The organism is Streptomyces sp. PR69, from assembly GCF_026420845.1.
Lineage (GTDB): Bacteria > Actinomycetota > Actinomycetes > Streptomycetales > Streptomycetaceae > Streptomyces.
On the sequence record NZ_JAOWCB010000006.1, the window covers coordinates 52,705 to 65,595 of the forward strand.

The following is a 12,891-nucleotide window of genomic DNA, read 5'->3' on the forward strand; positions in this document are numbered from 1 at the left end:
CAGCATGATCGGCACCGCTCGCCGCCCCCGCCGCCGCGGCCTCCTCGCGGGCTCCCTCGCCCTCGCCGCCGCCTTCGCCCTCTCCGCCTGCGGCGGCTCGGGCGGCTCGGGCGGCTCCGGCGGCTCCGGCGGGTCGGACTCCGCCGGCAAGTCCGGCGAGGGCAAGCCCGCCACGCACACCGTGAAGACCGCGATGGGCGACGTCGAGGTGGTCGACGCCCCGAAGCGCGTCGTCGTCCTCGACACCGCCGAGCTGGACTCCGCCCTCACGCTCGGCGTGAAGCCCGTGGGCGCCACCCACACCGACACCGAGTCCGGCTTTCTGAGCTATCTGCCCCAGGACCGGGTCGCGGGCATCAAGGACCTCGGCGAGATGATGACGCCCAACATGGAGGCCATCGCCGCGCTCAAGCCGGATCTGATCCTCACCAGCAAGGTCCGCCACGGCGACAAGTACAACGAGCTGAAGCAGATCGCCCCGACCGTGATGACGGAGACCACCGGCGCTCCCTGGAAGGAGAACTTCCAGCTGCACGCCGACGCCCTCGGCAAGAAGGACGAGGCGAAGAAGGTCGTCGACGCCTACGCCGCGCACGCCGCCGAGGTGACGAAGGCGCTGGGCGGGACGGAGAAGGCGGCCGCCACCGAGGTCAACGTGGTGCGGTTCGTCGAAGGCGCGGACATCCGCATCTACGGCAAGCAGAACTACATCGCCTCGGTCCTCGCCGACGTCGGCCTGGGCCGCCCGGCCGTCACGGACAAGGCCGAGGACGGCTTCTCGTACGACGTGAGCCCCGAGAAGATCGATCTCGCGGACGCGGACGTCATCTTCCACTCCACCTACGGCGACCCGAAGAAGGCGAAGCAGACGCAGACGCTTGAGAGCGGTCTGTGGAAGGGCATGCAGGCGGTCAAGGACGGCAAGGTCTTCGCCGTCGAGGACCAGCTGTGGATCCAGGGCATCGGCTACACCGCCGCCAACAAGATCCTCGACGAGCTCCAGGCACATCTGGCCAAGTAACCAGGTGACGAGGCAAAAGGCAGCCCGCGGAGGTGATACTCCGGCGGGCTGCCTGGCTCGTCCCCCTCCCGCGATCGGACACAGAGGGCGAGCCGCGTCAGGGGCTGCTTACCGGCTGTCCGGTTACCGGCTGTCCAGCGGCGTGGCCTTGTGGCAGGCGCACGCGCACCGGAGCGCGCACAGCGGCGGCTCACCAGGGCGGCGGGCGCCCCCGGGGTAGACGTCCTGCGGGTGGCAGAAGGAGTGCTCGCCCGTCTCGCACTCCCCGGACCGGCCCGTACGCTCCGCGTCCGCCCGCACCTGGACGACCGTGCGCGACGCGTTCACCGCACTCACCACCCGCCTCCCGTGGTGCAGCGGCGGCACCGGCAGGCGGGCCACGCCAGCGACAGCGGCACCGGCCGTGACCGGCCCGGCCGCACCGTCACCGGCGCGGATGCCTCCGCCCGCCGACCGCCCGTACCGGGTGCGAATATCAGTCGGAGCCATGCGGTGATCCGGGGGATAAGGTCTGCCATGTCGACGCCACCGGCGTATAGCGACGTGCGTGCACCCTTTCGGGTCCGGGTGACGGCGGCGGTCAGCGCCTCCGCGCCCGCCACACCAGGAACAGCGCGGAGGCGATGGCCGCGCCCCGCACCACCCACGGCCAGGCGCCGGCCAGCACCTCCCGCATGCCGTCCTCCGGGATCGGCTCGCCCCAGCGGCCGTCCGCCCGGCCCCAGAGCCAGACGACCGCGGCGGCCGCGACGGCACCCGGCAGTCCGAGCACGGCCCACTTCGCCTGCGTACGGGTGAGAGTCCGGGAGCCGTAAGCGAACAGCCAGCCCAGGCCGAGGGCCAGCCAGGAGCCGGACACCGCGCCGACCACCAGCAGCGCGGCGGCCAGCAGCAGGAGGGGACTGCTCAGCCGGAACCCGGACAGCAGGCGTCGGCGGCGCGACGCCGGAGCGGCCCGGTCCTCCTCGGCCTCCCCAGCCTCCTCGGGCGTCTCCTCTGCCGTCTCCTTTTCGAGGTCCTTCGGCGGCGGGGGCTTGAGCAGCTCCGGCACCTCCACCCCGCCGACGAAGCCGCTCACCGCGTCCCCCGGCCCGCCGAACGGGCCCGGCTCGATCCGCCACCAGTCCGGCTCGGAACCGGCGGGGCCCAGCTCGTCCATGCCCGCCAAATGCGGCGGAGACGCGGCGGCCGGACGTGCCGGCGGCGGGGACGCCGGCGACCTGCGGGGCCGGGGGATGCGGCGGCGGGTGCGCTGCCCCGGAAGGGCGCCCCGGGGCGGCGCGAAGCCGTCGGCTGCCGGGCCGGGCGGCGCTACGGGACCTCGCTCGCGCTCCTGCGACGGCGCCGGGCCCGCGGCCGCAGGTCCGCCGGCCGACAATCCACCGGTCGCCGAACTGCCAGCCACCGAACCACCGGCCGCCGAACCGCCGGCCGACAATCCACCGGCCGCCGACGCGACGACCTCGTCCGGCGTGCCGATCCGGCCCAGGATGCGCTGCACCGCCGACGGGCTGTCCCCGCCCGCCCCCGACCGACGCCGGTCGATCTCCTCCCGCAACGACGCCACCAGCCGCATCCGGTCGCCCGACGGCAGCTGATGCCGCTGCGCCAGATCGCCGACACGGCTCAGATAGTCGTAGACGAGCTTGTCGCTCTCGATCCCCACAGGCTCGAAGGTAGCGTTCCAGCGGCTACCGTGGGGCGGATGGGGACCATGCCCGATGCAAGCAGTCCGCACACCGGCGACCGCTCCGAAGCGAGCGGCCCGGACGGCACGCAGCCGCCCGGCCGGTCCGGCACAAGCAGCCCGCGCACCCTCGCCGAGGCCCTGCGGGCCGGCGGCGAGGAGGGCCTCGCCGCTCTGCTGCGCGCCCGCCCCGACCTGCTGACCCCGGTGCCGACCGATCTGACGCAGCTCGCCACACGGGCGGCGACCCGCGCCTCGGTCGTACGCGCCCTGGAACGCCTCGACCGGTTCACGCTGCAGACCGCGGAGGCGCTGGCCGTGGCCCCGGACCCCGCCCCGTACGACACGCTGCTCGCGCTCCTCGGCGGGGACGACGGCGACCCGGCGGTCGCCGCCGCCCTGCCGGACGCCGTGGCCGTGCTGCGCCGACAGGCTCTGGCATGGGGCGGCGACGACCGGCTGCGGCTGGTGCGCACGGCGCGCGAACTGCTCGCGCCGTCCCCCGCCCGGCCGTCCCCCACCGGCCTCGGCCCGACGGTCGCCGAGGCGGCGTCCGGCATGTCGCCAGGCCGCCTCCAGGAGATCCTCGCGGCGACGGGGCTGCCCGCCACCCATGACCCGGTCTCCGCGGTGGCGGCGCTGACGGAGCTGTTCACCGACCGTACGCGGATGGCGCGGCTGCTGGACACGGCCCCGTCCGAGGCGCTCGCCGTGCTGGACCGGCTGGTGTGGGGGCCGCCGTACGGGGAGGTGACCGCCGACCCCGCGCCGCCGGTGCGCTGGCTGCGCGACCGGGGGCTGCTGCTGCCCGCCTCGCCGCGCACGGTGGTGCTGCCGCGTGAGGCGGCCCTGCATCTGCGGGCGGGGCGCGCCTGCCGGACGCCGGAGCCTGCGCCGCCGGCGGTCAGGGCCAGGGCGGAACACCGTCCACAGGTTGTGGACAGCACCGCGGCGGGGCAGGCGTACACGGCGCTGTCGACGGTCGAGGAGCTGCTGAAGGAGTGGCACGAGGGCGGACCCGCCGTACTGCGGGCGGGCGGTCTGTCCGTACGGGACCTCAAGCGCACGGCCGCGGCGCTCGACGTCACCGAGCCGCTGGCCGCCTTCTGGCTCGAACTGGCGTATGGCGCGGGCCTGCTGGCCTCCGACGGGGAGCCGGACGAGCGCTATGCGCCGACCCCCGCGTACGACGAGTGGCTGGAGCTGCCCGCCGCCGACCGGTGGGCCCGCCTCGCCGCCTCCTGGCTGGCCGCGACCCGTACGCCGGGCCTGGTCGGAACCCAGGACGCCAAGGGCCGCACCCTCGCCGCTCTCGGCCCCGACCTCGACCGCTCCGCCGCGCCCGAGGTGCGCCGCCGGGTTCTGGGACTCCTCGCCGCCCTCCCGGCGGGCGCGGCCCCCGACCCGGAGACGGTGCTCGCCCGGCTGCGCTGGGAACGCCCCCTGCGCGGCGGCGGCCCGCAGAGCCCCACAGCCGCGCAGCCGCAGGACCCGCAGCGCCCGGCGGCCGTCCCGCCCCCGGCCGACCTCCGCTCCCGCCTCGCATCCTGGACCCTCCAGGAGGCCGAGCTGCTGGGCTTCACCGGCCGCGGCGCGCTCGCGACGCACGCGCGCGTGCTGCTGGGCCTCCCGCCGACGCCCGACGCCACGACCGGCCTGCCCGGCGGCTCCGTACCCGCGGCAGGACCGGACTCCGCCTCCACAACACACGCGCCAGGCGCGGCATGGTCCGGCGCACCCACCCCCGCGCCCCCGGCACCCGTCGCCGCCGACCCCGGGACGCTCCTCAAGCTCGCCGCGGACGCACTCGCCCCGCTCCTCCCCGAGCCGCTGGACCATGTCCTCCTCCAGGCGGACCTCACCGCCGTCGCGCCCGGCCCCCTTCAGCGGCCCCTCGCCGAGACTCTCTCCGTCCTCGCGGACGTGGAGTCGAAGGGCGGGGCGACCGTCTACCGCTTCACCCCCGGCTCCGTACGGCGCGCGCTGGACGCCGGAAAGTCCGCGTCCGATCTGCACGCCTTCCTCGCCGCGCACTCCCGCACCCCCGTACCGCAGCCGCTGAGCTATCTCATCGACGACGTGGCCCGCCGCCACGGCCATCTGCGCATTGGCGCGGCCGGGGCCTATGTACGCTGCGACGACGACGCGCTCCTCGGCGAGATCCTCGCCGACCGCCGCTCGGCGGGGCTGCGGCTGCGCCGGCTCGCCCCCACCGTGCTGGCCGCCCAGGCGGACCCGGCGGCGCTCCTCGAAGCGCTGCGCTCCATGGGCTACGCCCCGGCGGCCGAGTCCGCGGAGGGCGATGTGCTGATCACCCGCGCCCACGCCCGCCGCACGCCGCCCCGCACCCCTCCCGCCCCCGTCCCGGACGGCCCGCCCGTCCCGGACGACGCCCTGCTCACCTCGGCGGTACGGGCGATCAGGGCGGGCGACCTGGCGGCCACCGTCGTCCGCAAACCGGCCCCCGCGCCCGAGCGGCCCGCCCGCCCGGCCGAGCTGCCCCGCACCACCTCGGCCGAGACCCTGGCCACCGTGCAGGCGGCGGCGCTGACCGGCTCCGCCGTCTGGATCGGCTATGTCAACGCCGACGGCGCGGCCAGCCAGCGCGTGGTCGCACCGGTCCGGGTGGAGGGCGGCTTCGTCACCGCGTACGACCACACCGCGGACGAGGTCCGCACCTTCGCCCTGCACCGCATCACGGGCGTCGCGGAACTCGCCGACGACGCCACCTGACGCCGGCGGACGACCGCCCTCGGGCGCTACGTGCACCGCGGGCACCGGCATGGAGGCCATGCGGAGGACGTCATGGACGCCAGGCTCTCCGTACTGCGGACGACTCTTTCGGCGCTCCACGTACGCCCGCCGTCCCGGGACACCCGAAGGGGCAGCAACGGCTGTCCCGGCTCTGCGGCGCCGCGCGCGCTGTCCCTGCCGGCCACCGCCACCGGCACCGGCACGGGTGCGAGGCTGTATCGCGTGGGTTCGATCATGTATGGATCGTGGTGCAGATCCACCCCCGGTCACAGGGACGGAACGTCCTGCTTTCGCAGGCTAGTTGGCGACTCCCAGAAACTCGGCGAGCCGCCGGAGCCCTGGGGGACGCGTCGGCCCGTTCCACAGATCGGTGACGACCGCCACTGCCAGGGTGTGATGCCGCATCCACCCCGGAGCCACACGGCGCAGGCCCTGCAGCGCCCGTACGGCTCCTGCCGCATCCCCCGTGTCAGCGTGTGCGCGGGCAACGTCCAGCAGCAGCCAGGTCCGCCATGAGGAAGGGGTGTCCCTGCTCAGCCTTATGCCCCTGGCCAGCGCCAGGGCTTCCTCGGGCCGCTCATGCTGGACAGCGAGACGCACTCGCTCAATCCGTACGGACGACCGGCTGAAGACCGACACCAGCTTGCCGTCGACAGGCGGCGGCAGCCTGGCCAGACGGCCCGCGGCTCTCTCCGCCTCCAGCATCATCGCCTTGGCCGTCGCGTAGTCGTCACTTCTCGCGTATGTCGTGGCGGCCGACATGAGCAAGCCGCCCCAGACCCGGACACCTTGCGCCGTGCCCGTGTGCTTCCGCTCCACGACGTCCGCGGCGTGCACCGCTAGATTGCGTGCATCGTCGAGTCGCGCTTGCCGTTGGTACGCCCACGCAACCGAATTCGACACCATCGGCCCGAGCAGGGCGTCCGACGACTGCTCGGCGGCGGTGTTGGCGCGCTCCAGCGCCGACAGGGCCAGGTCGGTTTTTCCAAGCCGGATCGCCAGATGCCCGCCCAGCTGCAACGCCTTGCCGAGGGCGGCTTGGCCCGACGCCCGCTGATCCGCATTCCCCACGGCTGCCAGAAGGCGGGCGTCACCGATGATCCCCGGCAGCACCTCCATAAGCCGGCCGAAGTCCGCGGCGTGGTACAGCGTCCAGCCATCCGCGAGTTCGGCCCGCAGCAGGGGCAGAGACAGCTGCTCGACGCCTGTCGGCTCCACAGGAGGCGCGAACAGCGGAGGCACGATCGCCCTCCGCACGGCGACGAGCTGAGGCGGGTCGGCGTCGCCGCTGGACGGCACCCCCGGCGGGTCTCCCAGCAGAGCGGTCAACTCCACCCCCAGCCCTTTGGCCAGCGCATGAAGCGTCGGCAGCCGCGCACTATGGGTTCGGTGCTGCTCAAGCTTGCGGACCACGTCAGCGGAAACGCCGGAACGTTCTGCCAGCCCCTCCTGCGTGAGGTCGGCAAGACGCCGCAGCCTTGCCAGGCGGTCACCCAGGTGCGCAGTAGCCATGCTCAGAAGCTACGCCCGCAGCCGACCGCGACGACACCGGCTTGGCAACACCCACCCGGCCGCAGGGTGTCGTCGCGGCCCGATTCCAAACAGATCAGATTCCCCCTCCTCAATACCTGAGGGAAGCAATGATGCATATGCCACAGAGTATCTGGAGCCATAATGACAACACGGGCGCCGAGCAATCTCCATTCGGGACCGCCCGCCCATTCAAACGACTCCATTAATAGGAAGCCCTAGCAATTCGTTGATAAATGAATCAACGGCTAGGGATCGACTGAAGAAATATCAGGACCAGCACCGAAAAGAACAACGGCCATGTCAGACTCTCAGCAGCCCAAATGGGAGGAACCCGGGCAGCCCCAACCCGGCCAGCGCCCAAGGAGGCGCAGGTGGATCTGGTGGGCGCTTGCTGCCCTGGTTGTGTTGATTATCGCGATTGTCCTCGCCATCCCCAGAGGGGACAACGGCAGCATCACACCGGACCCAGTCGAGACACCGACGCCATCCGAACCCGCGCCACCACAAGAACCCGCGCCACCACAACAAGAGGAGGCCCCTGCGCCCGAAACTGAAACTGAGAGCCCCGAAGAGGATGAAGAGACCCGTGAGCGGCGAGACCTCGTCCAGTTCACCATCGACGACCGCTCCGTTTCCGGGTTCACGAGCATCTGGGTCACATGGACGATCACCAATCACAGCTCGGAGAAGTCGGACTACCGATGGGACTGGGAGGCCGTGGCTCCGAACGGCGATCGGCTGGCCAACTCCACCGAATTCGTCAGCGATGTTCAGCCGGGCCAGACGGCCAAGGGTGAGACGCCCACCACTCTGGACACGACCAACGTGGAACTCAACGTGACCGACTTTGACCGCACCGCTTCCCCCTGAACGCGGGAACCGCCCCTACGCAGCGTTCGAGCCGGGCAGTGGCTGATCACATGACGCCCGGCTCTGCGCTGCGCGTGTGCTCAGCCCCGGCTCCGTTCATGTGCCCATGCGGCACACTGGACATTTGGCCGCGCCCCAGGGCCGTACCGGAAGGGTGCCACATTGAATGGTCCGCTGATCGTCCAGAGCGACAAGACGCTCCTCCTCGAAGTCGACCACGAGCAGGCCGACGCCTGCCGTCGTGCCATCGCGCCCTTCGCGGAGCTGGAGCGCGCGCCGGAGCACATCCACACCTACCGGGTGACGCCGCTCGGCCTGTGGAACGCCCGGGCCGCGGGACATGACGCCGAGCAGGTCGTCGACGCGCTCGTGGAGTTCTCGCGGTACCCCGTGCCGCACGCCCTCCTGGTGGACGTCGCCGAGACGATGGCCCGGTACGGGCGGCTGACGCTGGTCAGGCACCCGGCGCACGGGCTGGTGCTGAACACGACCGACCGGCCGGTGCTGGAGGAGGTCCTGCGGTCGAAGAAGATCCAGCCGCTGGTCGGCGCGCGGATCGACCCGGACACGGTCATCGTGCACCCCTCGGAGCGCGGGCAGATCAAGCAGACGCTGCTGAAGCTGGGCTGGCCGGCCGAGGACCACGCCGGGTATGTGGACGGCGAGGCCCACCGCATCGAGCTGGACGAGTCGGGCTGGGCGCTGCGCCCGTATCAGAAGCAGGCAGTCGAGGGCTTCTGGCACGGCGGCTCCGGCGTCGTGGTGCTGCCCTGCGGCGCGGGCAAGACGCTGGTCGGCGCGGGGGCGATGGCGCAGGCGAAGGCGACGACGCTGATCCTGGTGACCAACACGGTCTCGGCGCGCCAGTGGAAGCACGAGCTGGTGCGGCGGACGTCCCTGTCGGCGGACGAGATCGGCGAGTACAGCGGCACGAAGAAGGAGATCCGCCCGGTCACCATCGCCACGTACCAGGTGCTCACCACCAGGCGGAAGGGGATCTACCCCCATCTGGAGCTGTTCGACTCCCGCGACTGGGGGCTGATCGTCTATGACGAGGTGCATCTGCTGCCCGCGCCGGTCTTCAAGTTCACCGCCGATCTGCAGGCGCGGCGGCGGCTCGGGCTGACCGCGACGCTGGTGCGGGAGGACGGCCGGGAGTCGGATGTCTTCTCGCTGATCGGTCCGAAGCGGTTCGACGCCCCGTGGAAGGAGATCGAGGCGCAGGGCTATATCGCCCCGGCGGACTGTGTCGAGGTGCGGGTGAATCTGACCGACTCGGAGCGGCTGGCGTATGCGACGGCCGAGCCGGAAGAGAAGTACCGCTTCTGTGCCACCACCGACACCAAGCGCAAGGTGGCCCAGGCCCTGGTGGAGCGGCACCGGGGCGAGCAGACGCTGGTGATCGGCCAGTACATCGACCAGCTGGACGAGCTGGGCGAGCATCTGGACGCGCCGGTGATCAAGGGCGAGACGTCGAACGCACAGCGGGAGAAGCTGTTCGACGCGTTCCGGGAGGGCGAGATCTCGGTGCTGGTGGTGTCGAAGGTGGCGAACTTCTCGATCGACCTGCCGGAGGCGACGGTCGCCATCCAGGTGTCGGGCACGTTCGGCTCGCGCCAGGAGGAGGCCCAGCGGCTGGGCCGGGTGCTGCGCCCCAAGGCGGACGGCCACAAGGCGCACTTCTACTCGGTGGTGGCGAGGGACACGATCGACCAGGACTTCGCGGCGCACCGGCAGCGGTTCCTGGCGGAGCAGGGGTACGCGTACCGGATCGCGGACGCGGACGAGCTGCTCGCGGAGTAGCGCTTCAGCGTCGCCGTACGCCCGCTTCCTCGGCGTACTCGCCGAGGACGGCGACGCTGAACACGGCGGCGGCGAAGACCTTCACGGCGCGCAGGGCGGTGTCTATCGGGCGGTGGGCGGCGGGGGCCGCCGGGGCGGCTGCGGTGTGTGCGTTCATGTCTCCATAATGGTTTTCGGCCGCCGCGGCCACATCGCTCTGCGGACTGAACCGCGGCGAGCGCAACGTACGACTCCAGGCATACGGCATCCCCTACGGGGAGGACGGGCCGGCCTCGGGGGTCGTACCCGGGGCCGGGACCGGCGGGCACCCGAGACCGGGACCGCGGCATCACCCGGGGCGTGGGCCGCCCTCAAGGCCCGGACCGGCGGGCATCACCGGCGTGGGCCGCCCGCCCTGAGGGCCGGGACCGCCGGGCGCGCCGCGGGTGGGCGGCCGGGCATCACCCCGGGCGCGGGCCTCCCGGCATCACCCGGGCCATGCGCCACCCTGAGGGCCGCCGAGCATCACCCCGGGCGTAGGCCGCCGGAAGGCCGGGGCCGCCGGGCGCGCCGCGGGCGGGCCCAGGACAGCCGGAGGCGGGGAAACTCAGTCGCCCGCGCGTCGGCCGCTGACTAGAATCGCCGCTCTTGCCCGCGCCCTGGGGCGGCGCTCGCCGCGGCCCCGAGGAGCGCTGCCGTCCGGACGGAAACCGGCGGCTTTCCGACGTGACCGCATCTCTTCCGTCCCGAAAGGCCGCCGCCGTGTCCGCCACGCCCACAACCGACTCCCTGGCCCTCGAACGCGCCCATCTCAGCGCGTCGCGCGCTGCGTTGCGCGCGATGCGCGAGGACGTCGAGGCGCTGGACATCCGCGACGTGACCGCGAACTGGGTCAACGCGGCGGTGCTCCAGACGCAGATCGAGGCGCGCATCGCGGCGCTCGCGGATCTCGCGCACACGCCGCTGTTCTTCGGCCGTCTGGACTATCTGGAGACGGCGCAGGAGGGCCAGCGCTTCTACATCGGCCGCCGCCATGTGCACGACGCGGACGGCGATCCGATGGTCGTCGACTGGCGTGCGCCGGTCTCCCAGCCGTTCTACCGGGCGTCGCGGAAGGACCCGATGCACATCGGGCTGCGGCGGCGGTTCGGCTACACGGGCGGCGATCTCACCGCGTACGAGGACGAGCATCTGACCGACCCGGACGAGGAGGAGCGGACGAGCCGGCTGCTCCAGGCGGAGATCGAGCGGCCGCGTGTGGGCCCCATGCGGGACATCGTGGCGACGATCCAGCCGGAGCAGGACGAGATCGTACGGTCGGGGCTCGCGGGCACGGTGTGCGTGCAGGGCGGCCCCGGCACCGGGAAGACGGCGGTGGGGCTGCACCGGGTGGCGTATCTGCTGTACGCGCACCGGGAGCGGCTGGCCCGCACCGGCACCCTGGTGATCGGCCCGAACCGCTCCTTCCTCCACTACATCGAGCAGGTGCTGCCCGCGCTCGGCGAGCTTCAGGTCCGGCAGGCGACCGTCGACGAGCTGGTCACGGCGCATGTGGAGGTGCGCGGTACGGACACCGCGCGGGCGGCCGTGGTCAAGGGTGACGCACGGATGGCGGAGGTGCTGCGGCGGGCGGTCCGGTCGCATGTCACGCTCCCGGAGGAGCCGGTGGTCGTGGTGCGCGGGTCCCGGCGGTGGCGGGTGCCGGCGTACGAACTCAAGGAGATCGTGAGCGAGTTGCTGGACCGCGACATCCGGTACGGGGCCGCCCGCGACGCCCTGCCGCAGCGCATCGCCCACGCGGTGCTGGTGCGCATGGAGCAGGCGGGCGAGGCCCCCGACGACCGGGTGCAGGACGCGGTGGCCCGCAACCCTGCGGTGAAGGCGGCGGTCAAGGCGGTGTGGCCGCAGGTCGATCCGGCGAAGCTGGTGCTGCGGCTGCTGTCGGACCCGGACTTCCTCGCCGCGCACGCTGACGGCGTGCTCACAGCCGAGGAGCAGGCGGCGGTCCTGTGGGCGAAGCCGCCGCGGAGCGTGCGGTCGGCGCGGTGGTCGGCGGCGGACGCGGTGCTGGTCGACGAGGCCGCGGACCTGGTGTCGCGTACGCCGTCGCTGGGCCATGTGGTCCTGGACGAGGCGCAGGACCTGTCCCCCATGCAGTACCGGGCGGTGGGCCGCCGCTGCGCCACGGGTTCCGCGACGGTGCTGGGCGATCTGGCGCAGGGCACCACCCCGTGGGCGACCCGCAGTTGGGCGGAGGCCCTGGCGCACCTCGGCAAGCCGGACGCGGCGGTCGAGGAGCTGACGGCCGGCTTCCGCGTGCCGCGCGAGGTGATCGCCTACGCGTCGCGGCTGCTGCCGCATATGTCGCCGGGCCTGTCCGAGGTCCGCTCGGTGCGGGAGTCGCCTGGCTCGCTGGCAGTCCGCCGTGCGGGCGGGGACGGAAACGGAGACGGGGAGGGGGCCGGGTACGCGGACGTGGTCGCCGCATGCGCCGAGTCGCTGAGCCACGAGGGCTCGATCGGCCTGATCGCCGCGGACGCCCGCGTACCGGCCCTGACCGAGGCCCTCGCCGCCGCGGGCCTTCCGCACCTCGCCCCCGGCGACGAGACCACACCCGGCTGCCGGCTGACCCTGGTGCCCGCGTCCCTGGCGAAGGGCCTGGAGTACGACCATGTGGTCCTCGACGACCCGGCGGCCATCGTCGCCGCCGAACCGGACGAACGCACCGGGCTGCGCCGGCTGTACGTAGCGCTGACGCGGGCGGTGTCGGGGCTGACGGTGGTGCACTGCGCGCCGCTGCCATGGCAGTTGGCGGGGCGGTGAGGTGGGGCGGGCTACTCCGGCAGGCAACCTCACGGGGGAAGGACCCGTCTCACACCCCGACTGGACCTGCTGCGCGCAGGTTCTTCCGCGGGTGTCGCGACGCGCTGCTGGCGTAGCGGGCGACGCCGGACCGAAAGGGAGCGTCAGTTGGACGAGTGTGCCTTTCCTCCCCAGATACCTGCTTACCCGATGACGGCGACCGGGGACAGGATGTGTCCCGTCGGCTCCTCACCGCAGCAGAGAGGCGGCGGCCTGCCGCCGCTGCGCCGGCTCCCGGCCCCGAGAAGCAATCAGGAAAGCATCAGCCGAAGGCTTATCTAACTCCCTCCCGCTAGTCGCCTGCGGAATGACCGGATTGCTGTGCAGAACCCATTCAACCGATGCTGGCGCTGCTATAGTTTTCTTTCCGTACAGTTCCCGG

9 protein-coding genes are annotated in these 12,891 nt (G+C 72.7%); 5 read left to right on the forward strand and 4 right to left on the reverse strand.

The window, feature by feature from the left end; genetic code table 11:
* Nucleotides 1–4: 4 nt before the first annotated feature.
* Entirely contained in the window at nt 5–1,021 is a 1,017-nt protein-coding gene (locus OF819_RS07650; RefSeq protein ID WP_267242816.1) for an ABC transporter substrate-binding protein, read from the forward strand.
* A 123-nt stretch (nt 1,022–1,144) separates the two neighbouring features.
* On the opposite strand, the gene OF819_RS07655 is transcribed toward OF819_RS07650, so the two are convergent.
* Nucleotides 1,145–1,357, reverse strand: a complete 213-nt coding sequence (locus OF819_RS07655; RefSeq protein ID WP_267242621.1) for a hypothetical protein — start codon at nt 1,355–1,357, stop codon at nt 1,145–1,147.
* A gap of 244 nt (nt 1,358–1,601) precedes the next feature.
* Nucleotides 1,602–2,687, reverse strand: a complete 1,086-nt coding sequence (locus tag OF819_RS07660; protein ID WP_267242622.1) for a hypothetical protein — start codon at nt 2,685–2,687, stop codon at nt 1,602–1,604.
* 39 nt (nt 2,688–2,726) lie between these two features.
* Here OF819_RS07660 and OF819_RS07665 point away from each other — a divergent pair, with 39 nt between their 5' ends.
* A complete protein-coding gene (locus tag OF819_RS07665) occupies nt 2,727–5,441 on the forward strand; it encodes a helicase C-terminal domain-containing protein (protein WP_267242623.1) in 2,715 nt (904 codons plus the stop codon).
* A 318-nt stretch (nt 5,442–5,759) separates the two neighbouring features.
* Here the strand turns inward: OF819_RS07665 and OF819_RS07670 are convergent, their stop codons facing one another.
* The gene (locus tag OF819_RS07670) at nt 5,760–6,974 is read right to left on the reverse strand and encodes a helix-turn-helix domain-containing protein (RefSeq protein WP_267242624.1); all 1,215 of its coding nucleotides are present in this window, start codon (nt 6,972–6,974) and stop codon (nt 5,760–5,762) included.
* Between the two features lie 423 nt (nt 6,975–7,397).
* Between OF819_RS07670 and OF819_RS07675 the strand changes: the two genes are divergently transcribed.
* Nucleotides 7,398–7,865, forward strand: coding sequence for a hypothetical protein (locus OF819_RS07675; RefSeq protein ID WP_416370492.1), 468 nt, complete (start codon nt 7,398–7,400; stop codon nt 7,863–7,865).
* A gap of 162 nt (nt 7,866–8,027) precedes the next feature.
* Nucleotides 8,028–9,668, forward strand: a complete 1,641-nt coding sequence (locus OF819_RS07680; protein ID WP_267242626.1) for a DNA repair helicase XPB — start codon at nt 8,028–8,030, stop codon at nt 9,666–9,668.
* 4 nt (nt 9,669–9,672) lie between these two features.
* Here the strand turns inward: OF819_RS07680 and OF819_RS07685 are convergent, their stop codons facing one another.
* Nucleotides 9,673–9,825 (reverse strand): hypothetical protein, encoded by a 153-nt coding sequence (locus tag OF819_RS07685; RefSeq protein WP_267242627.1) that lies wholly within the window; start codon nt 9,823–9,825, stop codon nt 9,673–9,675.
* A 662-nt stretch (nt 9,826–10,487) separates the two neighbouring features.
* Here OF819_RS07685 and OF819_RS07690 point away from each other — a divergent pair.
* On the forward strand, nt 10,488–12,470 hold the full coding sequence (locus OF819_RS07690; RefSeq protein WP_267242817.1) for a HelD family protein: 1,983 nt from the start codon (nt 10,488–10,490) through the stop codon (nt 12,468–12,470).
* Nucleotides 12,471–12,891 lie beyond the last annotated feature (421 nt).